Source organism: Nocardia yamanashiensis, from assembly GCF_021183565.1.
In the GTDB taxonomy this organism is placed as follows: Bacteria; Actinomycetota; Actinomycetes; order Mycobacteriales; family Mycobacteriaceae; genus Nocardia; species Nocardia yamanashiensis.
Genome location: NZ_CP089226.1, coordinates 4,505,030 through 4,528,193, shown reverse-complemented (window position 1 = coordinate 4,528,193; position 23,164 = coordinate 4,505,030). Strand labels below are relative to the sequence as shown.

Genomic DNA, 23,164 nt, shown 5'->3' with positions numbered 1-23,164 from the left:
TTGCCAGAATCGGCGGGAATCGCTTGACCGTCAGGCTGATTCGACCAAAGGCGCTTTCCGCGGCTGGGTGAGTGTGCGCGCCCGGCTCCTGTCGATCGTGCTCATCTCCAGCGTCACCCTGCTCGTCATCGGTAGCGGCGCGGCCATTTACCTGGTGAAATCGGCCCGCGAAGCCAAGCAGTGGGCCGAACTCGCCAGCAGCACCACCTCACCCGCGATTCTCATGGTCTCCGCCTTCGAGGAGGAGCGCCGGCTGTCGATGCTGCACCTGGCCGGTGACCCGGACGCGGCGCATCTGCTGCCCGCCGCCCGGCAGCGTTCGGACGAGGCCCTCGCGGCGGTCAAGGCCAAGGGCGATGCCGCCCGCGAGCTGAATCCGAACGGCTCGGCCGGCGATATCGAGGCCTACAACAAGCTTTTCATCATGGTGCCGACGCTGCGCAACGGTGTCGATGCCCGGCAGGCCCCCACCGACCAGGTCTTCGGCTTCTTCACGCAGGTGATCGGCACCATCATCTCGGCGTCCATGCTGGCCGCCCGGGTCGCGCCGGATGCCGGGATCGGGATCGAACTCGGTTACGGCGTCGAGCCTTTGCGCGCCGCCGAAGCGCTGTCGCAGGCCGACACCCTCGGCGCGGTGGCGCTGACCGCGGGCGAGCTGACCTCGGCGCAATTGCTGGAGTTCGGCCGCCTGGTCGGTGAATTCCGTGGCGAGGTGCGGTATTCCGCGTCGGTGCTGAAGGACACCCGGCTGGCGCAGCTGAACGCGATCACCGGCGGGGCCGCCTGGCAGCAGGTGACCGCCATGCAGGACGCGGTGCTGTTGCGCGGCGCGGTCGGCGAGGACGCCGCCGAGACCACGCCCAAGTCGCGCAGCGGCAAGGCGGTGAATCGGGCGGTGACACTGCCGATTTCGCTGGCCGAATGGCAGGAGGCGTCCAGTCAGGTCAATGCCGCCCTGCAGAAGCTGTGGGAGGACCAGAGCCGCGACGCGCACGTCATCGCCCGTGAGCAGGGTGAGGCGGCGACCCGGGATTCGATCATCGGCGGCGCGGTCGTCGCGCTGATCGCGGCACTGGCCTTCCTGGCGGCGCTGGTGCTGGCCAATCAGTTCATCGGCCGGATGCGCCGATTGCGCCGCGACACCCTGGAATTGGCCGACAACCGCATGCCGGAACTGATCAACCGCCTGGGCGCGGGCGAGAACGTGGATGCCGCCGCCGAGGCCGCGCGCCTGGACTACGGCACCGACGAACTCGGTCAGGTCGCCGATGCTTTCAACCGCGCGCACCTGGCGGCGGTATCGGCCGCGGCCGGGGAGGCGCGCACGCGCGCCGGGATCAAGGCCGTGTTCCTCGATATCGCGCATCGCAGCCAGGTGGTGGTGCACCGGCAGCTGGCGCTGCTGGATCGCGCCGAACGCGAGGAGAGCAATGCCGAACAGCTCGAATTGCTGTTCCAGCTCGACCATCTCGCGACCCGGGCGCGCCGCAATGCCGAGAACCTGATCATTCTCGGCGGCGAGCAGCCCGGCCGCCGCTGGCGCAGCCCGGTGCCGCTGCTGGAAGTGGTGCGCGGCGCCATCACCGAGAGCCTGGACTACACCCGGCTGGAACCCGGCCGCATTCCCGATGTGCGGATCGCCAGCCATGCCGTCGCCGACGTCATCCATCTGCTGGCCGAACTCACCGACAATGCCACCGCCTGTTCGCCGCCGGAATCGCCCGTCACGGTCACCGCGACCATCGTCGGGCGCGGGGTGGCCGTCGAGGTGATCGATCAGGGGCTCGGCATGACGGACGCCGAATTCGCCGAACACAATGCGGCCCTGTCGAATCCGCCGGAATTCAGCGTCGCCGCATTGTCCGGCAACACCCGACTGGGCCTGTTCGTGGTCGCGAAACTCGCGGCCCGGCACGGTATCTCGGTCAAACTGGTCGAATCCGTGTACGGCGGCGTCCGCGCCGTCGCCCTGATCCCCTCGTCGCTGCTGATCGGTGACGGCGTCGGCGCCCAGCCACCCGCTCCCGGCTCGCCCGTCACCACCGTCCTGCCCGTGGTCGGCGTCGCCTCTACCAACGGCGCCGCACACGCCATGGGCGATCCGTTCGCCGCCAATGGCGAGGCCTGGTCCGCCAACGAGGCGTGGTCGGCCGCCGGCGGTGCGGCGGTGGCCGGCGCCGGTGATACCGCATGGCAGCCGTCCGCGTCGTTGCCCCCGGGTGCGCCCGCCCCCGAGAGCCCGACGGTCCGGATTCCGAACGGCATCGAATGGCCGTCTCCCACCTCGGAAGTCGATGTGACTCCGGTGCGCCGCTTCCCCGCGCCGTATGTGCCGGCGGAGGACGAGCCGTTCTTCACCCCGACCTCCGATACCTACCCGCCCATGCCGACGCGTTTCCAGCCGGATCGCCCCGCGTCCACGTCGGTGGGTTTCTCCGACCCGGTGTCGGGCGCGCCGATTCGTTTCCCGGACGCGTATCCGCCGATCTGGGATTCGCACGCGGACGTTCCGGCGCAGGACATCGATATCGATCCGGCCCTGTCCGGTCCGTTGCCGAATTCCATTCCGGCGCTGCGGGCCGCGCGCTATGCCGCCGGAATGCCGGCTCCGGCCGAGCGCCCGGATCTGCCGCGCCGCCAGCGCGCCGCGTTCGGCGACGCCGATCCGGCCGAGCCGGAGGCGACCGGCGCGCCGCGCCTGCGTTCGGCGGAGGAGGCCCGCAAGCGGATGAGCGCGATCTCGAAGGGTTCGCGGCAGGGCCGCCGCCCGCTCAGCGACACAGACTCGAAACCGACGGATTGACGAGAAGGCGACAATGACCACTTCCCACCGGATCGACCTCGGCTGGCTGCTCGACGAATTGGTCAACGGGCTCGCCGACGCGCAAGCGGCCGTGCTGCTGTCCACCGACGGCCTGCTACTCGGCTTCTCCCAGGGCCAGGATCGCGCGGACGCCGAGCGCTTCGGCGCCATGGCCTCCGCGCTGCACAGCCTGGCCCGCAGCGCCGGACAGCATTTCAAGGCGGGCGGCGTCTGCCAGACCGTGGTGGAACTCGATCAGGCGGTGCTGTTCGTCACCGCCGCGGGCACCAATACCTGCCTGGCGCTATTGGCTTCGGAGACAGCGGATCTCGGCCTGGTGGCGTTCGAGGTGAATCAGACGGTGCAGCGCGTCGGCGCGCATCTGACCGCGGACCCGCGGACCCACGACCGACCATGAGCGATTCGCGCGAGCACTGGTACGAGGACGAGGCGGGCCCGCTGGTTCGTCTCTACGCCGTGACGCGCGGTCGCGGCCGGGCGCAGCGGCCCGATCTGGATCTGACCACCCTGGTGGTGGACGCCGGTTTCGCCTCCGCGCTGAAGCGGCCCGAACCCGAATACGCGGCGCTGCTGCGGCTGTGCCGGGGCCCGCTGTCGGTGGCGGAGGTGGCGGCGCACCTGGGGCTGCCGCTCACCTTGACCAGGGTGCTGGTCGGCGATCTGATCGACGACGGGCTGCTGGTCTTCCGATCGCCGCCGCCCGCCACCGACCATGCCTTCGACACCGGGCTGCTGTACGCGGTGCTGGAAGGCATCCGGTCCCTCTGAACGCTCGGATTCGCCGCTCGCGCAGCGGGATCCGGACGCCGATACCTCAACTCAACTGCGCGGCCAGGCGTTTGGCGTTCATATAGGCGATGGCCTCGATGGACACCATCGGATTCACGCCGGGCGCGGTCGGGAAGCTGGAACCGTCCGCGACCACGATATTGGCGACATCCCAGGTGGCGCCGTCCGGGTTGGTGGCCGACAGCTCCGGTGAACCGCCCATGCGCGCCGAGCCCATGATGTGCAGAGCGCCCATCGCGCACTGCCCCGGCCCGTATCCGGCGGCCTTGGCGGCGGCGTCGAACTCGTCGATGGACCCCCGCACGCCCGGTTCGTAGGACACCCCGGCCTGATGCCCGGAGACGATGCGTTGCGCGCCCGCGGCTTCCAGGATCTTCGCCGCGCCGACGATGCCGGTGTGCAGGTGCCCGGCGTCGTAGTCGGACAGCTTGTACTTGACGATGGCCTCCCCGGCCTTGTCGATGCTCACGGTCCCCGGATCCCGGTCCCGGGTGATGATCCCGATGGCGTCCGAGCGCGCGAAGTCCAGCATGGTGGCCCGGTGCGCCGCCGCCCCGCGCCAGCTCAGGAACCCGGTGGCCAGGCCCGGATGGATCGGCCCGGTCTCGTAGATCACGCCGTAGCCGTTGCCGTCCAGGTCGGCGTGCTCGCGGCTGATCCGGGTCTGCAGCCCGCCCTCCCAGCCCCGGATCTCCTCGTCGAAGACGCCGAACACCGCGGCGGCCGGATGCAGCCGCAGGTAACGCCCGATGTTCTTGTTGCGCAACCCGGATCGCTTCAGCAGCGCCGGCGTCTGGATGGCGCCGGCCGCCACCACGACCGCGCGAGCGCGCACCGTGATCTCCGCGCCGTCGGCGGTGCGCGCCGAAACCGCCTCCGCCCGGCCGTTCTTCACCTCGATCTTGCGCACATCGGCATCCACCACCAGGCGTGCGCCGCTCGCGGCGGCATCGGCGAGCCAGGTCTTGGTGGTCGACTGCTTGGCGCCCAACCGGCACCCGTACCCGCACCGCCCGCATTCGATGCCCGCGTCGCAGGCGTCGGACACATTGCGCGGCAAGGTATCCAGATCCCAGCCCAGCGCCAGCGCGCCCCGCTCGAGCACGGCGTCGCGCTTCGAGAGCGGAGAGCGTTCGACATTGACCCCGATGCGCTTGCTCACCTGCGCGAGCGCGTCCCCGTACTCGTCCTCCGCGAACTGCTTCGCCCCGAGCTCCGCCCATTCCTGCCGCACCCGGTCCGGGGTGGGCAGCGAGGTGCTCCAGTTGACGACGGTGCCGCCGCCCAGGCAGCTGCCGGACACCAGGGTGATCTGCCCCTCGGCGGATCCGGGCGGGCCCGCCGCGTACAGCGAGGTCAGTCCCGCCAGTTCGCCGCCGCCGAAATCCTGGTCGTCGTAATAGTTTCCGCGTTCCAGCACGATCACGTCGAGCCCGGCCGCCGCCAGCACTGCGGCCGCGGTGCCGCCGCCCGCGCCGGAGCCGACGATCACGACATCGCAAGTGAGCGTGGTGGATTCGGTGTAGCGCAGCGGCGCGAGCGCCGGCTTCGGCGCGGTCTGCAACGGCCCCGTCGGCGCGGGGTACCCGATCTCCTTCCACAGCGGATTGGTGCCGGTGGGCCCGGGGGTGACGTTGTACGCCAGCAGCGACGCCTGCTTGAGCGCCTGGAAGATGGCGCGCACCGGGGCGAGCCCGGAGTCCCCGAGCCGCAGCAGTGCCTGCTCCCGCTGCTCCTGCGACAGGGTGGAGAACTTGCGCGGACCACTGCCGGTGAGCAGTCCGGTGAGCCGCGAGTCCCACAGCCCGAGCAACATGGCCAGCTGCTTCTTCTCCGCTTCCCGGGGGTTGCGCCCCAGAATCTGGAAGATGGTGTCGACGGCGCCGAGTTCGGTCGCCGCCGGCAGGGTCAGCCCGTCACCCGGCAGGAACGTATCGCAGATCATGCCCAGTGCGGCACGCTGCTGCGCCGTAGGCTCCATGAAGAATCCACCCTTCTCAATGCTCGGTGATTTCTACCACAGTAGGCCGAATCTCCGCTCACTTTCTAGCGGTCTGTTCAGCTCAAAGAGCCTGAATGGCACGTGAATTGGCAATTACATCGACCCGTACTGGAACACGTTCACGATTTGTTCACAGTGCCCCCGCTGTAATTGCTCCGTACCGGTCACCGGAGGGTCGGCCGGTCGGGATCAGGAAGGGAAGCTTATGAAGAAGTTCGCTGCCGTTATCGCCATTTCGGCCGGTCTGGCCGGTTTGTCCATGGGTACCGCGCACGCCGAGGAGCTGATCGGCAACGGCAACTACGGCACCCTCGAGGCGTGCGACATCGACGGTTCGAAGGGCTCGTGGGTGGGCCCCAACGGTCAGCAGATCACCGGTGACGCGGGCTGGTGGTACCAGTGCCAGCAGCACGACGACGGCCTGTGGTACGTCCACCTCTTCCGCTGAGTTTCCACATTCCTTGCGCAGCGGTCGAAAACCCGAAGGCCCCGGTGGGTTTCCCCACACCGGGGCCTTCGGGCATTTCCGGGGACTAGCGGCCCAGCTGCCCGGGCGTCACGGATTCGATGAGCTCCCAAGCTCTTTCGAGCGGCAGGTCGATGACGTGGTAGCGCTTCTTGCCGGCGGCGGAGGCGGCCACCACGGTGGCCAGGCCGGCGCGGCGCTGGAAGAAGGACTGGCGCACCGTCCAGCCGATCACGCCGGGCGCTTCCAGACAGTCGCGATCGCGGTCCAGGGAACCGCTGCGGGTGACCAGCCAGGCCGGATGGCCCGGCGCGGGCGGGATCACGGCGTGGCCCAGGCCGCGGTAGCGGTCCCAGGCCAGTGCCGTTGCGGCAGCGGCGATTACGGCCAGCAGCGCCCAGATCCAGGACGGAATGTGGTTTCCGGCAAGCGATATGGCGATGGGCGCCGCCGCGAGCAGCGCGACCGGGCCGAGCGCGCGGGTATAGCGCCGGCGCCGCGCGGCCGGACCGTGCCGGAGCAGTTCCACCGTGACCGGGGGCGGCGGCGCGAGCCCGGCGGGCGCGGGGCCGACGTCGAGCACCGCCTCGTCGTCCAGCAGATGCGCGAGCGTGTGATCGACCGCCGCGCGCGGAGCCTGGGGGAGCAGCTTCTGCCGCGGACCGGTGCCGGTCATGATGGCCTCGAGCTCGGCGGCCCCGGCCAGGCGCAGCAGCAGCGGTTCGTTGACCGTCGCGCCGCGCAAGCGCGCCAGGTCCAGGGTGGTCTGGCGGGTGGTGAACAGGCCGTGCCGCAGATGCAGGGTCTTGCCGTCGTCGACGACCTGCAGCCCGTACCAGCTGGCCAGGTAGCGGGCGCACGCCACCAGGCTGACGAACACCACCAGCGCCACGATGAGCAGTGCGACGAACAGGGCGATCGCCCGCGCGCCGCTGTCCTCCACGCCGCGCACCGTGCTGGATTCGAAGATGAGATCGGCGATCCCGTACTGGAAGGCCAGGCCCACGATCGGCGCGATGATGGCGAATCCGGTCAGCGACAGCGGCGCGAATCGCACCCAATCCGGCCGCCAGTGCGCGATCTCCACCGGTGCGTGACCGTTGGCCGGCTGTGCCGCAGCGGGTTTGGTGAGGTCGATGCCGGTATCGCCGCCCGGTGTATCCGTAACCGGTTGCGCCCCGGCGGATTCCGGCGTCTGCTGCGTATGCGCCAGCAGCGCCGTCCGCAGTTCCGGCACCAGCCGCGCGTCCAGGGAATCCAATTTGAACTGGTCCCCGCGCTCGGCCTGCTGCCCGGTGCCGATGGACAGCACCGCCAGCCCCAGCGCCCGGTGCAGCAGATCGGCTTCCACGTCCACCGACCGCACCCGGGTGCGCGGCACCGAAAGCCGTTTGCGCTGCAGCAGTCCCGTGCGCAGCTCGACATTGTCGCGGGTGATCCGATAGGTGGTGGTGAACCAGCGCGTCACCGCGAGCAGGACGATGATTCCCACCACCCCGAGGCTCCACATCGGATTGTCGCTGCGCGCACCGGCGATGAGGGTGGCCAGCAGGACCGGAATGAACCGGATCAGCTCGGTGATGGGATGCACCAGCAGCATGCGCCGATCCAGCCGCTGCCAGCCCCCGGCCACGGAGGTGTCGGTCAGCTCGCTCACGTGGCGTCACCCCGATGCCGGGCGGCGATCTCGGTCAGCTGCGTGACGGTCTGCCGGGCGTCCTCCAACTGCAACGCGCTGATGTGCACGGCCCCCGCCGACGACGCGGTGGTGACGGTGACGGTCGCCAGCCCGAGCAATCGCTCCAGCGGCCCGCGATAGGTATCCACCGTCTGCACCCGCGTGATTGGCGCGACCCGGCTCTCCTGGGTCAGCCACCCCGTCCGGGTGTACACGGCCTCATCGGTGATCTCCCACCGATGCACCGCGTACCGCCACAACGGCACCACCCCGATGCTGAATGCGGCCAGTACCAGGGCGATTCCGAGAATGCTCAGCTGAACGGTCCGCCGGTCGGGATCGAGCGCCATCCAGACCAGCAGGCCGATCAGCGGAAGGACCCACGACAGCGCGGCACTGACGGCCCACAGCAGTTTGGCGCGCGGACTGGGCCGCCGCGCGGGTTCGGCCAGAATCCCGCCCGGGGCGGTGCGGTCGGACATAGAGCACATGCTTGCACAGCTGTCCCGCCTCCCCGGGTCTTTAGCGGACGGCAGGGAGCCGTTTGCCGTCCCGCTTCCGTGCCGGCGGTCGGCCGCCGAGCCGATTCCGGGCGTACCCGGTGAGTTACCCGGAACTTGCGAGATCAGTTGTCGCGCTCGGTCCTGAGCCTCAACGCGGAGTGATCCGGAAGAGTCCGCTCAGCGTGCCTTGGTACTGCACGCGGCCGGGTGCGATGGTGCCGACCATCTGCAACGTGTCGTGCACGGTGGTGCCGCCCATGAAACGTTCGGATTCGAGTTTGCCGGTGGCGGCGTCGATTACGGCGAAGCGGTAGGTGTCGGCGATGCCGCTCGCACTTCCGCTGCCGCTGCCGCTGTCGGCGCTGCCGGAATCCGCGCTGCCGGAGGGCAGGTCCGCGCTGCCGGTGCCGAGCAGTCCGCGCCGGGTGACCGTGTAGATCTTCCCGTCCGCCACCGACAGTCGCGGCACCGCGGAGGAGCGGACCGTATTCGTCCACACCACCGTGCATCCGGAGGCGGTGACGTCGATGCGGGTCATGCCGCCGGTGAAGGACGCGGTGGTGGGCTGGCTGGGTCCGGCGTTCGCGGGCAATTGCGGATAGGGGTAGCCGTAGGTGCTGGCGACGAAGAGGCTGTTGCCCGAGCCGATGGGCGAGTTCTCGGTGCCGTCGATGGCCGGGACCGAGCAGACGGTGCGCCCGGTGCCCGTCTCGTAGACGAGCAGGTTCTCCTTGCCCGCCGCATTGTCGGTGATGGCCAGGTATTCGGTGCCGCTGCCGGGCCCGAAGAAGGTGGGCGTGGCACCCGTGCCCCAGCTCAGCTGACCGGGCTTGCGCGCCGGACCCCGGTCGTACGCCTGCCGCCAGAGCACGCGCGGGTTCCCGCTGCCGTCGGTGTCCACCAGATACAGCGCGTGCGAGGTGGCGATCGCGACGCCCTGCGGCGCAGTGGAAATGCTGTTGGCCACGGTTTCCCCGGGACCGAGCACGATCGACTTGGCCACGCCGTCCAGCCCGACGAATCCGGCGGCGGCATTGTCGGTGGCGAACCACACCCGCCCGTCGAAGTCGGCCATGACCGAGCTGACCGCATCGCAGCTGCCGCCGCCGCAGTGCCCGGTAACGGCCTGCGACACATCGGTCTTCGATGCGATGCTCAGCTTCCAGCCGCCGTCCGGCCCGCGCTGATGCCCGACGCGCAGCAGGTTCCCGCTGCCGTCCACGGTGACCATCCGGTCCTGATCGTCGAGGTAGGCGTACACGCCGCCGAGCAGGCTGCCCTTGGTGAGGTCGAGGGACGCCAGGGTATTGCCGGTATTCGGGTCCAGCAGCAGTACTTCCGGGGCCCGGTCCACGATCTTGGTGCACAGCGCCTGCGGTAGTCCGTCCGCGCCTTGCAGGATGGTCGGGCAGGCGGCGGCCAGTTCGTGGAAGTCGGCCTTGATATCGCCGGCGCCGGGTCCGGCCAGGGGTGTGCTGTCGGAGGATTCGGCGTCGCCGTGCATGGTCGCCGTGCCGAGCGGACCGAGATGAGGATTGGCCGGCGGCAGCGGCCCGAAGGCCGCGGACGCGGAGGTGGTGGCAATGGTCAGCAGCAGCGACGCGCCGAGGGCGGCAGTCGCGGTGGCGCGGCTCAGGCGTGAGAGCACGGGACCCCGATTCGAATATTCGTATCGATGAATGCGAGTAATCGCACAGTGCGATCACCGTAGAAGAGTCGATCGCCCGTCGCAAGCATTCGGATCATTCAACGGAAAATCTGGCGGCGAAGGGCCTGCCGCCGCGCATATCCATCGGTGGTGCGGGAGGATTGTGCGACGCTCGCAGCGGAATAGGTTGCCTGGGCGCCGGGTTGCCAGCTCTTATGGCACCCGAGTCGGACCGGCCGAATGGATGGCGCATGATCGAGGACGTGACGGATCTACCGAACCCGAGCTTGCCGCCGAACCCGCCCAGCGAGTCGGCGATGCGCCGGGCTTTGCGCCGGGCGCGGGACGGCGCGACGCTCAACCTCGACGAGGCGGTGGTGCTGCTGCATGCGCGCGGCGCCCATCTGGAAGATCTGACGACGTCCGCCGCGCGGGTGCGCGATGCCGGATTGCGGGAAACCGGGTACGCCGGTGACGTTCTGCCGATCACCTATTCGCGCAAGGTCTTCATCCCGCTCACCCACCTGTGCCGCGACAAGTGTCACTACTGCACCTTCGTCACCGTCCCCGGCAAGCTGCGCGCCGAGGGTCGCGGCATGTACCTGGAACCCGACGAGGTCCTGGAGATCGCCCGCAAGGGCGCCGAACTGGGTTGCAAGGAAGCGCTTTTCACCCTCGGTGACCGTCCCGAGGAACGCTGGCCCGAGGCCCGCCAGTGGCTCGACGAACGCGGCTACGACTCCACCCTGGACTACGTGCGCGCCATGTCGATTCGCGTGCTGGAGGAGACCGGCCTGCTGCCGCACCTGAATCCGGGTGTGATGACCTGGGCGGAACTGTCCCGCCTCAAGCCGGTCGCGCCGTCCATGGGCATGATGCTGGAGACCACCTCCACCCGCCTGTTCACCGAACCCGGCCAGGCGCACTACGGCAGCCCGGACAAGGATCCGGCGGTCCGGCTGCGCGCGCTCACCGACGCGGGCCGGCTCTCGGTCCCGTTCACCACCGGCATCCTGGTCGGCATCGGCGAGAACCTCACCGAACGCGCCGAGTCGATCATGGCGATCCGCAAGGCGCACAAGGCTTTCGGGCACGTGCAGGAGGTGATCGTGCAGAACTTCCTGGCCAAGCACGACACCGCCATGCGCAATACCTCCGATGCCGATCTCGAGGAGTTCCGCGCCACCATCGCCGTGGCGCGCCTGCTGCTCGGCCCCAAGATGCGCATCCAGGCGCCGCCGAACCTGGTGTCCCTGGACGAATGCCGCGCGCTCATCGACGCGGGCATCGACGACTGGGGCGGGGTGTCGCCGCTGACTCCCGACCATGTGAACCCGGAACGGCCCTGGCCGAACCTGGAGGTGCTGGCGCAGGTCACCGCCGACGCCGGCTACGTACTCACCGAGCGGTTGACCGCGCACCCGAAATACGTGCTGGCGGGCCATCCTTGGATCGATCCGCGGGTCTCCCGGCATGTGGCGGCGCTCGCCGATCCGGTGACCGGACTGGCCCGCGAGGTCAACCCGGCCGGGCTGCCCTGGCAGGAACCCGACCACGACTGGGAATCGGTCGGCCGCGTCGATCTCAATACCGCCATCGACACCGAGGGCCGGAACACCGAGTCCCGCAGCGATTCCGGGCTCGTCGACGATGCCCTGGGCGCGTTCGGCGACTGGGAGACCATTCGCGAACAGGTGAACGAGCTGGCCGCCGCCGCGCCGGAGCGTTTCGACTCCGATGTGCTGGCCGCCCTGCGCGCCGCCGAGAAGGATCCGGCCGGGCTGTCCGACGAGCAGTACCTGGCGCTGGCCACCGCGGACGGCCCGGCGCTGGAAGCGATCACGTCCTTCGCCGATCAGCTGCGCCGCGACACCAACGGCGACGATGTCACCTACATCGTGAACCGGAACATCAACTTCACCAATATCTGCTACACCGGTTGCCGCTTCTGCGCTTTCGCCCAGCGCAAGGGCGACGCCGACGCCTTCACGCTGAGCGCGTCCGAGGTCGCCGACCGTGCCTGGGAGGCGTACGTCGAAGGCGCGACCGAGATCTGCATGCAGGGCGGCATCGATCCCGAGCTGCCGGTGACCGGGTACGCCGACCTGGTGCGGGCCATCAAGGCGCGGGTGCCGTCCATGCACGTGCACGCGTTCAGCCCCATGGAAGTCGTCAATGGGGCTTCTCGAGGTGGGCAGAGCATTCACGACTGGCTGGCCGCGCTGAAAGAGGCCGGGCTGGACAGTATTCCGGGCACCGCCGCCGAGATCCTGGACGACGAGGTGCGCTGGGTGCTGACCAAGGGCAAACTGCCCACCTCGGCCTGGGTGGAGGTCATCACCACCGCCCACAAGCTGGGCATTCGCTCCAGCTCGACCATGATGTACGGGCATGTGGACAACCCGAAGCACTGGGTCGGCCACCTGAATGTGCTGCGCGGAATCCAGGACGAGACAGGCGGATTCACCGAATTCGTGCTGCTGCCGTTCGTGCACCAGAGCGCCCCGCTCTACCTCGCCGGCGCGTCCCGGCCCGGTCCCACGGTGCGCGACAATCGCGCCGCCCACGCGCTCGCGCGCATCATGTTGCACGGGCGGATTCACAATATTCAGACCAGCTGGGTGAAACTGGGAACCAAGGGCACCCAGTTGATGCTCAACGGCGGCGCCAACGACCTCGGCGGCACGCTCATGGAGGAGACCATCTCCCGCATGGCCGGTTCCGAACACGGATCCGCCAAGACGGTCGCGGAACTGACGGAGATCGCGTCGGGCATCGGCCGTCCGGTGCGCCAGCGCACCACCACCTATGGCGTGCTGGACCGCCTCTCCGTGGCTTCAGCGGGCGGCTTGGGTGCCGTTGAAGTCGCGCACCCGCGCTAGCGGTCGGGTGGGTGTCTGAATTTTGGACGTCCCCCACGAGGTACCGCTGGCGCAGCGAGATCAGTTGTCGCGTTCCGAACGCGGCGAACTGAGTGCTCGCTGAGTTAGGGCAGGCTGACCAGAGGTAATGTGTTCGGACCGGGATACTGTTTCGCGGGGCGGAGTATCCCGCATGTGAGGACAGACTAGGAGAGCGGCAGTGCCGTACATCATCGCTGAACCGTGCGTTGACGTGAAGGACAAGGCGTGCATCGAAGAATGCCCCGTGGACTGCATCTACGAGGGCGGCCGCATGCTGTACATCCAACCGGACGAGTGCGTGGACTGTGGTGCATGTGAACCGGTCTGCCCGGTGGAGGCCATCTTCTACGAAGACGACACCCCGGATCAGTGGGCCGGTTACGTCAACGCCAATGTCGACTTCTTCGACGAGCTCGGTTCGCCGGGCGGTGCGACGAAGGTCGGCAAGGTCGATTTCGACCCGCCGTTCATCGCCGCGCTACCGCCGATGGCCGAAGGCGAGTAACCCAGCGTGACCGCACGTGGCCGGGTGAGCAGTCTCCTACCCGATTTCCCTTGGGACACCATCGCTTCCGTCAAGGCGAAGGCCGCTTCGCATCCGGACGGAATCGTGGACCTGTCGGTCGGCACCCCCGTCGATCCGGTGGATCCACTGATCCGTTCGGCGCTGGCCGCCGTGGCGGAGGTGCCCGGGTACCCGACCACGCACGGCACCGCCGAATTACGGCAGGCCGCGGTCGATGCCATGAAGCGGCGCTTCGGCATCACCGGCGTCGACCCGGCCGCCGTGCTGCCGGTGATCGGCACCAAGGAGCTGATCGCCGGGCTGCCGCGGCTGCTGGGGCTGGGTGCGGACGACCTGGTGGTGATTCCGGAGGTCGCGTACCCGACCTACGAAGTCGGTGCGCTGCTGTCCGGTTCGCGCATCGTGCGCGCCGACGGGCTGACCCAGCTGGGTCCGGAGCGGCCCGCGCTGATCTACCTCAACTCGCCGTCGAACCCGACCGGCAAGGTGCTCGGCGTCGAGCATCTGCGCAAGGTGGTCGAATTCGCCCGGGAGCGTGGGGCGATCGTGGCCTCGGACGAGTGCTACCTCGGACTGGTGTGGGAAGGCCGCGCGGCCTCCATCCTGGATCCCGAAGTGTGCGACGGTGATCACACCGGGCTGCTGGCCATCCACTCGCTGTCCAAGACCTCGAACCTGGCCAGCTACCGGGCCGGCTTCGTGACCGGCGATCCGGCGCTGGTGGCCGAAATGCTGGAGGTGCGAAAGCATTCCGGCATGATGCTGCCGTTCCCGATCCAGGCGGCCATGACCGCCGCGCTCGGCGACGACACCCATGAGGCGCAGCAGCGCGAGCGCTACCGGGCGCGCCGCGAGGTATTGCGAAACGCGTTGCAGGCGGCCGGTTTCCGGATCGAGAACTCCGAAGCCGGACTGTACCTGTGGTCGACCCGGGACGAGCCGGGCCGCACCACCCTGGACCGGCTGGCCGAGCGCGGCATTCTCGCTGCTCCCGGCGAGTTCTACGGTCCCCGCGGGGCGCGGCACGTGCGCATCGCGCTGACCGCCACGGACGAGCGCATCGCCACGGCCGCCGATCGTCTGACCAGCTGATTTCATTTCGTCACGGAGGTCGTGATAGCGTCTACGACGTTGCACGGCCCGGGTGGCCGGAACAATCACGCAAGGCCCTGTGGCGCAGTTGGTTAGCGCGCCGCCCTGTCACGGCGGAGGTCGCGGGTTCGAGTCCCGTCAGGGTCGCTTGTAGGAGAGCGCACAGCTTCGGCTGTGCGCTCTTTTGCGTTTCCCGCCGAACTCGTTCCCACCGTACTTTTTTCGATCTTGCTCGAAAACTGACACGTGTTCTCTTCACAACATCTATAACAGGTTCTCATCGGAACTCGATGAGGAGTCTTTCAATGCGCATGACCCGCCGTGCATTCCTTGCCACCACCGGCCTCGTAGTGGGAGGTGCGGCGCTGACCCGGCGCACCCCCGCGCAGGCGCTACCCACCAAGCAGCTAGCGGATGGTGACAAGGTCCCGGCCCTGGTGATCGGCAGCGGCTACGGCGGGGCGGTCGCGGCGCTCCGGCTGGCCCAGGCCGGCATCGACGTGGCCGTGGTGGAGATGGGCATGTCCTGGTCGCAGCCCGGCTCGGACGGAAAGATCTTCTGCGGCATGCTGAAACCGGACGGGCGCTCGTTCTGGCTGCGCAACCGCACCGATCAGCCGATTAATCATTTCTCCGGCGGCGACTACAACAAGGACATCTCGCGCTACACCGGCGTGCTGGACTCCGAGCAGTTCAGCGGGATCAAGATCTATCAGGGGCGCGGGGTGGGCGGCGGCTCGCTGGTCAACGGCGGCATGGCCGTCACGCCCAAGCGCGAGAACTTCGCGAGCATCCTGCCCTCGGTGGACGCGGGCGAGATGTACAGCACCTACTACCCGCGCGCCAATGCCGCACTGGGCGTGAACAATATCGACCAGAGCTGGTTCGACAGCGCCGACTGCTACAAGTACGCGCGGGTCGGGCGCAAGCAGGCCGAGCGCTCCGGGTTCGCCTGGACCTTCGTGCCCAATGTCTACGACTTCGAGTACATGAAGAAGGAGCAGGCCAATACCGTCACCCGGTCGGCGCTCAACTCCGAGGTCATCTACGGCAACAACTACGGCAAGAACTCCCTCGACAAGACCTATCTGGCGCAGGCGGTCGCCACCGGCAAGGTCGGCATCACGGCCATGCACAAGGTCACCGCGGTCTCGCCTGCCGAGGGCGGCTACAAGGTCGAGATGAACCAGATCGACACCAGCGGCAATACCGTTGCCACCAAGGCGGTTACGGCGCAGCGGGTGTTCTTCGCGGCCGGCAGCGTCGGCACCTCCAAGCTGCTGGTGGCCATGAAGGCGCAGGGCAAGCTGAAGGACCTCGCGGATTCGGTGGGGACGAACTGGGGCAACAACGGCAACGTGATGGTGGCGCGGGCCAACCACGTGTGGGACGACACCGGCAGCCTGCAGTCCTGCATCCCCTGCCTGGGCATCGACAACTGGGCCGATGCCAGCGCGCCGGTGTTCGCCGAGGTCTCGCCGATCCCGGCCGGGCTGGAGACGTTCATCAGCCTGTACCTGGCCATCACCAAGAACCCGAATCGCGGCAAGTTCACCTTCAACTCCGGCACCGGCGGGGTGGATCTGAACTGGCAGACCGCGTGGAACCAGACCAGTATCGATTCCGCCAAGAAGGTCTTCGACAAGATCAACTCCAAGGAGGGGACGATCTACCGGACCGATCTGTTCGGGCTGTACAAGACCTGGGGCGACGACTTCGCCTACCACCCGCTCGGCGGCTGCGTGCTGAACCAGTCCACCGACAATTACGGACGGCTCAACGGGTACAAGGGGCTGTACGTGATCGACGGATCACTGATCCCGGGCAGCACCACGGTGAACCCGTTCGTCACCATTACCGCCCTGGCAGAACGCAATATCGAGAACATCGTGGCCAATGACCTGAAGTAGCGCCGGGGCGCGCCGTGCCCGGTGAGCAGGGCGGGACCGCGTTAGCCTGGGGTATGGACGCTGTCACGGTTGTCCCTATTCCGAGCAATGAACCGGTGCATTCCTATGCACCGGGGAGTCGCGAACGTGAACTGCTCACCGGCAGGCTCGCCGAAATCTCCTCCGGGTCCGTGGATGTGCCGCTCGTCATCGGCGGCAAACATCAGCCCGGCAGCGGCGAGCGCTTCGATATCGTCATGCCGCACCGGCACCGTCATGTTCTGGGGACCTACACCAATACGAATCACTCCGAAGCCCAGGCGGCCATCGACGCCGCCACCGCCGCCGCACCGGGCTGGCGGGCGCTGCCCTTCGAGGAACGCGCGGCCGTCCTGCTGAGAGCCGCCGACCTGCTGGCCGGGCCGTGGCGGGAGACCATCGCCGCGGCCACCATGCTCGGGCAGTCGAAAACGGTGCAGCAGGCCGAGATCGACGCACCCTGCGAGCTGGTCGACTTCTGGCGGTTCAATGTGGCCTTCGCCCGGCAGATCCTGGCGCAGCAGCCGGAATCGAGTGCGGGCGTGTGGAATCGGATGGACTACCGGCCCTTGGAAGGGTTCGTGTACGCCATCACGCCGTTCAATTTCACCGCCATCGCCGGGAATCTGCCCACCGCGCCGGCCCTCATGGGAAATACCGTGGTCTGGAAACCCTCACCGACGCAGACGCTTTCGGCGTTCTACACCATGCGATTGCTGGAGGCGGCGGGCCTGCCGCCCGGGGTGATCAATATGGTCACCGGCGACGGGGCACAGCTGTCGGAGGTGGCGCTGGCCGATCCGCGCCTGGCGGGCATCCACTTCACCGGATCCACCCGCACCTTCCATCACCTGTGGCAGCAGGTCGCGGCGAATATCGACCGCTACCAGGGTTATCCGCGACTGGTCGGCGAGACCGGCGGCAAGGACTTCATCGTCGCGCACTCCTCGGCCGAGCCGGATGCGCTGCGCACCGCCCTGATCCGCGGGGCCTACGAGTATCAGGGCCAGAAGTGCTCGGCCGCCTCGCGCGCCTACATCGCCAAATCGGTATGGCGGCAGATGGGGCACGAATTCCTCACCCAGACCGAGGAACTGAGCTACGGCGATGTGTCCGACCTGTCGAATTTCGGCGGCGCGCTGATCGACAGCCGCGCCTACGACAAGAACGTGAAAGCCATCGTGCGCGCCAAGGGCAAGGGCATCGCCATTCCGGCGGGCGGGGTGTACGACGACAGCGAAGGCTGGTTCGTGCGGCCCACCGTGCTGCTCAGCGACGATCCGGGCGACGAATCGTTCGGGACCGAGTACTTCGGGCCGATCCTGTCGGTGTACATCTACGACGACAGCCGGCCCGACGGGTTCGCGGATGTGCTGCGCCTGGTCGACACCGCCGCGCCGTACGGGCTCACCGGCGCGATCTTCGCGCGCGACCGGGAAGCCATCGAGGCAGCCTCGGCCGCACTGCGATTCACGGCGGGCAATTTCTACGTCAATGACAAGCCGACCGGAGCGGTGGTCGGACAGCAGCCGTTCGGCGGCGCACGCGCCTCCGGAACCGACGACAAGGCGGGCTCGTATCTGAACCTGCTGCGCTGGGTCGCGCCGCGCACCCTCAAGGAAACCTTCGTGCCGCCCACCGATTACCGGTACCCGCACATGGGGGAATCGTGAATCCGCTGCGGCCGGTGATCCTGGCGGCGGCCGGATCGGCGCGCATGAAGCGGGCCGTCACCAAGGTGCCGATCACGGCGGCCGTGGTGCGGCGGTTCGTGGCGGGAGAGACCCGCGCCGAACTCATTCCCGTGGTGCGGGAGCTCCTGGACAGCGGGCGCATGGTCAGCGTCGACTTCCTCGGCGAATACACCGCCGATCCGGCCATGGCGAACGCGGCGGTGGCGGAATACGTTTCGCTCATCGACGACCTGGCGGCACTGGACCTGCCGGACGGGCCGACGCCGCGGGTCGAAGTGTCGGTGAAGCTGTCGGCGCTCGGCCAGTCGCTCGGCGAGGACGGTCCCGCCATCGCCGCGGAGAACCTGCACAAGCTGTGCGTCAAGGCGGACGAATCCCGGGTCTGGGTGACCGTGGACGCCGAGGACCACACCACCACCGAGGACACCCTGGAAGCGGTGCGGCTGGCGCGGGCCGAATTCCCCTGGCTCGCAGTGGCATTGCAGACCTATCTGCGGCAAGCCGAGGTGCGGGCCCGGGAACTGTCGGCGTCCGGTACCCGAATCCGGTTGTGCAAGGGGGCGTATCAGGAACCGGAGTCGGTCGCGTATCAGAAGAGCTCCGACGTGGACGGTTCCTACCTGCGCTGCCTGGCCGTGCTGCTACGCGGCGGCTGGTACCCCATGGTGGCCTCGCACGATCCGGCCATGATCGAGGCGGCGCTGCGGCTCGCGGCCGAGAACAAGCGCGGCCCAGGCGATTTCGAATTCCAGATGCTCTACGGGATTCGCGATGCCGAACAACGACGCCTGGTGGCGGAGGGGCACGCGCTGCGCGTCTACGTCCCGTACGGCAACCAGTGGTACGGATATCTCATGCGCCGCTTGGCCGAACGCCCCGCCAACCTCGGCTTCTTCCTGCGCGCCCTGGCCGATCGCGGCTGAAATGCAGTGCGGGCGGGCAGGAGTCCGGTTCTCCTGCCCGCCCGCACCGGCCGCTGCACGGTCCACCCCTAGACCAGCGGCCGTCCCAGGCGGCGACGCAGCCGCATATCCGCGAGATAGAAGTTGTAGGGGAACAGGCGGAGCGGGCCGGGCAGCACCCGCCAGAGGGTCGAGAGTGCACGCAGCAGGCGGCCGAAGACGCGCTCGTCCCGCGCCGACCAGCTCATGTTCATCTCCGCCCGCAGATGCGGCGGGAGCAGCGCGGTCACGATGAAGCGGTGCAGCCCGCCGAACAGCACCTGCATGGGCCAGGGCAGCATCTTCAGGTCGGCCAGCGCGTTGAAGTACGTGCGCGTCGGGTCGTCGATGGTGCGTTCGGCGAGGTTCTCCTCCCAGTACGCGTAGAAGGCGTCCCGGGTCGGCGGCCACATCTCCTCGCGCATCTGCAGGGTGGTGCCGAGGCGGGCGCTGTAGCGGTAGAGGGCTTCCGCGGTCGCGGGATCCATCGGGCCGCGCATGCGGTGGATGATGTCGTCGATGCCCCAGTAGATGCAGGCCGCCACCCACAGTTGCAGCTTCGGATCGAAGGCGTTGTACTTCACCGGGCTGTCGGGCTTGGTGCGGACGGTGCGGTGCGAGGTGTTGACCGCCTCGCGGTAGGCCACCCGGTCCGCGTCGTCACCCATCAGGGCGACGGCGATGTAGGTGAGCGTGGTGCGCAGGCGTTTGATGGGGTGCCGCATGATGTTGCCGCTGTGCACATCGCTCTCCATGACGCCGTAGCCGACCGGCTTCAGCGAGAGCTGCATGATCACATTGGCCGCGCCGCCCAGGAAGGCGGCGACGCCGTCGATGTGCTCGCGCACGGTTTCCGGGGTCAACTCCTCGAAGTCGACCGATGGGTACTCATCGAACTTGCGCAGCGGGGCGGTCATCGTTGACACGACTCCTCGTCAGTCACTCCTCCACGGTGAGGAGAGTGTGAGAATGTTCGCTTCTCACCTTCTCATCGCAATGCGGGAGTGTCAATGTGCGATGATGAGTGCCTCATCGTATCGGCGTCTGAGGAAAGGGTCCGGACCATGGCCAAGCTGGCCAAACTCCTCCCGCTCGTGCGTGAATCCGGGCCCGAGGACCGCAATCAGGCCAAGGTACTCGACGCCGCGCTGGTGGCCTTCCTGGATTTCGGAATCAAACGCACCAGCATGGTCGAGGTCGCCCGGCGCGGCGGGCTCTCGCTCGCCACCCTGTATCGGCGCTTCGCCGGCAAGAACGATCTCATCCAGGCCGTCGGGCTGCGGCAGGCGCGGCAGTTCATCGAAGACGTCGACGCCGTGGTGGCGCGGCAGATCGAATCCGACGCCTCCGCCGAGGATCAGATCGTCGAACTGTTCGTGGCGTTCCTGGCGGGACTGCGCGGCAACCAGCTGCTGGACCGGCTGCTGCGCACCGAACCCGAGATGGTGCTGCCGTACCTGACCGTGCAGGGCGGGCCGGTCATCGAACTCGGGCGCGACTATCTGGCCGAATTCATCGCCCGCCTGCAGGCCGAAGGCAAACTGGCGCAATACGATCCGCTGCCGTTCGCGGAAATGCTCGCCCGCAATTCGCTGTCCATGGCCTTGACGCCGCAGACGGTGATTCCGCTCGACGACGAGGCGGCGCTGCGCAAGTTCGCGCGCGAGCACGTGGTGCCGGGCTTCCGGATTCTCTGATCACACCAGGCGCAGGCCCAGGCGGCGGCGCAGGCGCATATCCAGCAGGTAGGCGTTGAAGGGGAAGGCGCGCAAGGGAGCCGGGGCGAGGTCGCCGGCGGTGCCGAGCGTGCGCATGGTGCGGGCCAGCAGGCGATCCTGGCGGGGCGACCAGGTCATGCCCATCTCGTCGCGGAGATGTTGCGGGAGCAGGCCGGTGACGAAGAAGCGGTGGGTGCGGCCGAACGCCAGCTGGAACGGTGTGGGCAGCATCTTCAGGTCGATGAGATCGTCGAAGTAGGCGTGCACCTTGGGGTCGATGGTGGTTTTCGCGAGGTTCTCGTCCCAATAGCGGTCGAACGCCGCGCGATTCGCGGGCCACATCTCCGGGCGCATCTGCAAGGTGGTGCCGAAGCGGGCGGAATGGAAGTAGAAGGCGTCGGCGTCCTGCTCGTTCATCGGGCCGTGCATGCGTTCGTAGAGATCGCGGGCGCCCCAATAGAGGCAGGCGGCCACCCAGAGCTGGAGTTTCGGGTCGAAGGCGTTGTACTTCACCTCCGCGCCGGGCTTGGAGCGAACCTGGCGGTGCTGTTCGTTCACGGCTGCGCGGTAGGCGATCTGATCCTCTTCGTTGCCCAGCATGGCGACCGAGAGATACGTGAGGGTGGTGCGCAATCGCTTGATCGGATGGACCACCACGCTCCCGCTCGGAACGGGACTCTCGACCACGCCATAACCGACCGGTCGATTCGAGAGCTGCATGATCACATTCGCCGCGCCGCCCAGGAATCCGGCCGCGCCGTCGATGAATCGACGGATATCGATCGGCGGCTCTACCTCGGGCGTCGTCGCTCGCAATGGGCTGGTCATCGTTGACCCCATCCTCGATGAGAAGGTTGTGCACTTACTCTCTTACCCACTCATCCCCGTGTCAACCACCACCACCGCTTCGCGGCTGAATCGTGAAGGCCCGCCGGGTGCAGGGTGGGGCGCGCATCAGCTGCGGGGTGCGAAGTACGGTGGGCGCGTGTTGTTGCGCTCGCTGAATCCGGCCGCTGTGGCCGCCGGTGCCGATGTCCCGAACGCCGTCACCATCGAGGGCGTGACGCTCTCCAGTAGTGATCTGCTCGGAGCCGCCACCTCGGTGGCGGAGCGGGTGGCGCGGGCGGAGCGGCTGGCGGTGCTGGCCGAGCCTACGGTGACGACGGTGCTGGCGGTGGTGGGGTGTTTGATCGCGGGCGTCACCGTGGTGCCGGTGCCGCCGGATGCGGGGAGTGCCGAGCTGGCGCACATTCTGAACGATTCGGGGGCGCAGGCGTGGCTGGGGAAGGCTCCCGAAGGGAGTGAGCTGCCGGTCATTCCGGTGCGCAAGCATGCCCGGTCCTGGCACGTGTATTCCGAACCTGCGGGTAGTGCAACGGCTTTCATTCTCTACACCTCGGGGACCACCGGCGCGCCCAAGGGCGTGATGCTCAGCCGCAATGCGATCGCCGCGGGGCTCGACGCGCTCGCCGACGCCTGGCAGTGGACCTGGAAAGACACACTGGTGCACGGGCTTCCGCTGTTTCATGTGCACGGCCTGATCCTCGGCGTGCTCGGTCCGCTGCGCGTCGGCAGTCCGTTGATCCACACGGGCAAGCCGACCCCGCGCGCCTACGCCGACGCGCACGGCACCATGTACTTCGGTGTGCCGACAGTGTGGTCCCGCGTTGCCGAAGACCCGGACGCCGCAAAGGAATTGGCGAAGGCTCGCATCCTCATCTCCGGCAGCGCCCCGCTTCCCGTGCCGGTCTTCGAACGCCTCCGCGACCTCACCGGCCACGCTCCGCTCGAGCGGTACGGCATGAGCGAAACCATGATCACCCTGTCCACCCGCCCGGACGGCGAACGCCGGCCGGGCTGGGTCGGCACCCCGGTCCAGGGCGTCGAAACCCGTCTGCGCGACGAATCCGGCGCACCGGTCCCGCACGACGGCGAATCCGTGGGCGGGCTCCAAGTCCGCGGCCCGATGCTCCTCGACGGCTACCTCAACCGTCCCGAGGTCACCGCCGAGAACTTCACCGAGGACGGCTGGTTCAAGACCGGCGATGTGGCCGTCATCGACCCGGACGGCTTCCACCGCATCGTCGGCCGGGAATCCGTGGATCTCATCAAGTCCGGTGGCTACCGCATCGGTGCGGGCGAGATCGAAACCTCTCTCCTCGGCCACGCCGCCGTCGCCGAGGTGGCGGTGGTCGGCGCACCGGATCCCGACCTCGGTCAGCGCATCGTCGCCTACGTCGTACTGCGCGACGGCGCAACGGATTCCATCGCCCAGGAGCTCATCGACCATGTGGCGGGGGAGCTTTCGGTCCACAAGCGGCCCCGTGAGGTGCGGCTCGTCGACTCCCTGCCGCGAAATGCCATGGGCAAGGTGCAGAAGAAGCTGCTCGCCTAGGTCTTACGGGCCTGGTGGTGGGGCCGCGGAGAGGTTGAGTGGCACATGGTGGTG

At 68.2% G+C, this 23,164-nt stretch carries 18 protein-coding genes and 1 tRNA gene; 13 read left to right on the top strand and 6 right to left on the bottom strand.

Annotation, left to right across the window (positions count from 1 at the left end; translation table 11 throughout):
* Nucleotides 1–67: 67 nt before the first annotated feature.
* From LTV02_RS21405 to LTV02_RS21395, 3 genes are read left to right on the top strand one after another with little or no spacing between them, the layout of a single operon-like run.
* Nucleotides 68–2,806 (top strand): sensor histidine kinase, encoded by a 2,739-nt coding sequence (locus LTV02_RS21405; RefSeq protein WP_233033246.1) that lies wholly within the window; start codon nucleotides 68–70, stop codon nucleotides 2,804–2,806.
* 13 nt (nucleotides 2,807–2,819) lie between these two features.
* Nucleotides 2,820–3,224: a roadblock/LC7 domain-containing protein gene (locus LTV02_RS21400; RefSeq protein WP_233033245.1), complete on the top strand. Its 405-nt coding sequence runs from the start codon at nucleotides 2,820–2,822 to the stop codon at nucleotides 3,222–3,224.
* The gene (locus LTV02_RS21395; protein ID WP_233033244.1) at nucleotides 3,221–3,595 is read left to right on the top strand and encodes a DUF742 domain-containing protein; all 375 of its coding nucleotides are present in this window, start codon (nucleotides 3,221–3,223) and stop codon (nucleotides 3,593–3,595) included. The genes LTV02_RS21400 and LTV02_RS21395 overlap by 4 nt, the downstream gene beginning before the upstream one ends.
* Before the next feature lie 46 nt (nucleotides 3,596–3,641).
* On the opposite strand, the gene LTV02_RS21390 is transcribed toward LTV02_RS21395, so the two are convergent.
* A complete protein-coding gene (locus tag LTV02_RS21390; protein WP_233033243.1) occupies nucleotides 3,642–5,597 on the bottom strand; it encodes a GMC family oxidoreductase N-terminal domain-containing protein in 1,956 nt (651 codons plus the stop codon).
* Between the two features lie 226 nt (nucleotides 5,598–5,823).
* Between LTV02_RS21390 and LTV02_RS21385 the strand changes: the two genes are divergently transcribed.
* Complete coding sequence (locus tag LTV02_RS21385) at nucleotides 5,824–6,066, top strand: hypothetical protein (RefSeq protein ID WP_067721767.1); 243 nt, start codon at nucleotides 5,824–5,826, stop codon at nucleotides 6,064–6,066.
* An 85-nt stretch (nucleotides 6,067–6,151) separates the two neighbouring features.
* Here the strand turns inward: LTV02_RS21385 and LTV02_RS21380 are convergent, their stop codons facing one another.
* From LTV02_RS21380 to LTV02_RS21370, 3 genes are all read right to left on the bottom strand, one after another.
* Nucleotides 6,152–7,741 (bottom strand): PH domain-containing protein, encoded by a 1,590-nt coding sequence (locus LTV02_RS21380; protein WP_332909528.1) that lies wholly within the window; start codon nucleotides 7,739–7,741, stop codon nucleotides 6,152–6,154.
* Nucleotides 7,738–8,244: a PH domain-containing protein gene (locus LTV02_RS21375; protein WP_233033228.1), complete on the bottom strand. Its 507-nt coding sequence runs from the start codon at nucleotides 8,242–8,244 to the stop codon at nucleotides 7,738–7,740. The genes LTV02_RS21380 and LTV02_RS21375 overlap by 4 nt, the downstream gene beginning before the upstream one ends.
* A 169-nt stretch (nucleotides 8,245–8,413) precedes the next feature.
* Nucleotides 8,414–9,913 (bottom strand): NHL repeat-containing protein, encoded by a 1,500-nt coding sequence (locus LTV02_RS21370; protein ID WP_233033226.1) that lies wholly within the window; start codon nucleotides 9,911–9,913, stop codon nucleotides 8,414–8,416.
* A gap of 251 nt (nucleotides 9,914–10,164) precedes the next feature.
* On the opposite strand from LTV02_RS21370, the gene LTV02_RS21365 reads away from it, so the two are divergent.
* From LTV02_RS21365 to LTV02_RS21335, 7 genes are all read left to right on the top strand, one after another.
* Entirely contained in the window at nucleotides 10,165–12,795 is a 2,631-nt protein-coding gene (locus tag LTV02_RS21365) for a bifunctional FO biosynthesis protein CofGH (protein ID WP_233033216.1), read from the top strand.
* Nucleotides 12,796–12,994: 199 nt separating this feature from the next.
* Nucleotides 12,995–13,321, top strand: coding sequence for a ferredoxin (fdxA, locus tag LTV02_RS21360; RefSeq protein ID WP_067721764.1), 327 nt, complete (start codon nucleotides 12,995–12,997; stop codon nucleotides 13,319–13,321).
* 6 nt (nucleotides 13,322–13,327) lie between these two features.
* Nucleotides 13,328–14,434 (top strand): succinyldiaminopimelate transaminase, encoded by a 1,107-nt coding sequence (gene dapC, locus LTV02_RS21355; protein ID WP_233033214.1) that lies wholly within the window; start codon nucleotides 13,328–13,330, stop codon nucleotides 14,432–14,434.
* Between the two features lie 73 nt (nucleotides 14,435–14,507).
* A tRNA-Asp gene (locus tag LTV02_RS21350) sits at nucleotides 14,508–14,581 on the top strand.
* A gap of 164 nt (nucleotides 14,582–14,745) precedes the next feature.
* Complete coding sequence (locus LTV02_RS21345) at nucleotides 14,746–16,344, top strand: GMC oxidoreductase (protein WP_233033212.1); 1,599 nt, start codon at nucleotides 14,746–14,748, stop codon at nucleotides 16,342–16,344.
* A 53-nt stretch (nucleotides 16,345–16,397) separates the two neighbouring features.
* Nucleotides 16,398–18,035, top strand: coding sequence for an L-glutamate gamma-semialdehyde dehydrogenase (gene pruA, locus LTV02_RS21340; RefSeq protein ID WP_233033210.1), 1,638 nt, complete (start codon nucleotides 16,398–16,400; stop codon nucleotides 18,033–18,035).
* Between the two features lie 44 nt (nucleotides 18,036–18,079).
* Nucleotides 18,080–18,979 (top strand): proline dehydrogenase family protein, encoded by a 900-nt coding sequence (locus LTV02_RS21335; RefSeq protein ID WP_233041650.1) that lies wholly within the window; start codon nucleotides 18,080–18,082, stop codon nucleotides 18,977–18,979.
* 68 nt (nucleotides 18,980–19,047) lie between these two features.
* On the opposite strand, the gene LTV02_RS21330 is transcribed toward LTV02_RS21335, so the two are convergent.
* Nucleotides 19,048–19,914, bottom strand: coding sequence for an oxygenase MpaB family protein (locus tag LTV02_RS21330; protein ID WP_233033208.1), 867 nt, complete (start codon nucleotides 19,912–19,914; stop codon nucleotides 19,048–19,050).
* 147 nt (nucleotides 19,915–20,061) lie between these two features.
* Here LTV02_RS21330 and LTV02_RS21325 point away from each other — a divergent pair, with 147 nt between their 5' ends.
* The gene (locus LTV02_RS21325; protein WP_067721758.1) at nucleotides 20,062–20,694 is read left to right on the top strand and encodes a TetR/AcrR family transcriptional regulator; all 633 of its coding nucleotides are present in this window, start codon (nucleotides 20,062–20,064) and stop codon (nucleotides 20,692–20,694) included.
* Here the strand turns inward: LTV02_RS21325 and LTV02_RS21320 are convergent, their stop codons facing one another.
* Nucleotides 20,695–21,543: an oxygenase MpaB family protein gene (locus LTV02_RS21320; RefSeq protein ID WP_233033207.1), complete on the bottom strand. Its 849-nt coding sequence runs from the start codon at nucleotides 21,541–21,543 to the stop codon at nucleotides 20,695–20,697.
* 157 nt (nucleotides 21,544–21,700) lie between these two features.
* On the opposite strand from LTV02_RS21320, the gene LTV02_RS21315 reads away from it, so the two are divergent.
* Nucleotides 21,701–23,110, top strand: coding sequence for an acyl-CoA synthetase (locus LTV02_RS21315; protein ID WP_233033205.1), 1,410 nt, complete (start codon nucleotides 21,701–21,703; stop codon nucleotides 23,108–23,110).
* The last annotated feature ends 54 nt before the right edge of the window (nucleotides 23,111–23,164 follow it).

What these genes read in the sequence shown, in the direction of transcription:
- LTV02_RS21400 (WP_233033245.1), top strand. Translation starts at nt 2,820, where the DNA reads ATGACCACTTCCCACCGGATCGACCTCGGCTGGCTGCTCGACGAATTG.
- LTV02_RS21395 (WP_233033244.1), top strand. Translation starts at nt 3,221, where the DNA reads ATGAGCGATTCGCGCGAGCACTGGTACGAGGACGAGGCGGGCCCGCTG.
- LTV02_RS21390 (WP_233033243.1), bottom strand. Translation starts at nt 5,597, where the DNA reads ATGGAGCCTACGGCGCAGCAGCGTGCCGCACTGGGCATGATCTGCGAT.
- LTV02_RS21385 (WP_067721767.1), top strand. Translation starts at nt 5,824, where the DNA reads ATGAAGAAGTTCGCTGCCGTTATCGCCATTTCGGCCGGTCTGGCCGGT.
- LTV02_RS21375 (WP_233033228.1), bottom strand. Translation starts at nt 8,244, where the DNA reads ATGTCCGACCGCACCGCCCCGGGCGGGATTCTGGCCGAACCCGCGCGG.
- LTV02_RS21365 (WP_233033216.1), top strand. Translation starts at nt 10,165, where the DNA reads ATGATCGAGGACGTGACGGATCTACCGAACCCGAGCTTGCCGCCGAAC.
- LTV02_RS21345 (WP_233033212.1), top strand. Translation starts at nt 14,746, where the DNA reads ATGACCCGCCGTGCATTCCTTGCCACCACCGGCCTCGTAGTGGGAGGT.
- pruA (WP_233033210.1), top strand. Translation starts at nt 16,398, where the DNA reads ATGGACGCTGTCACGGTTGTCCCTATTCCGAGCAATGAACCGGTGCAT.
- LTV02_RS21335 (WP_233041650.1), top strand. Translation starts at nt 18,080, where the DNA reads ATGAAGCGGGCCGTCACCAAGGTGCCGATCACGGCGGCCGTGGTGCGG.
- LTV02_RS21330 (WP_233033208.1), bottom strand. Translation starts at nt 19,914, where the DNA reads ATGACCGCCCCGCTGCGCAAGTTCGATGAGTACCCATCGGTCGACTTC.
- LTV02_RS21325 (WP_067721758.1), top strand. Translation starts at nt 20,062, where the DNA reads ATGGCCAAGCTGGCCAAACTCCTCCCGCTCGTGCGTGAATCCGGGCCC.
- LTV02_RS21320 (WP_233033207.1), bottom strand. Translation starts at nt 21,543, where the DNA reads ATGACCAGCCCATTGCGAGCGACGACGCCCGAGGTAGAGCCGCCGATC.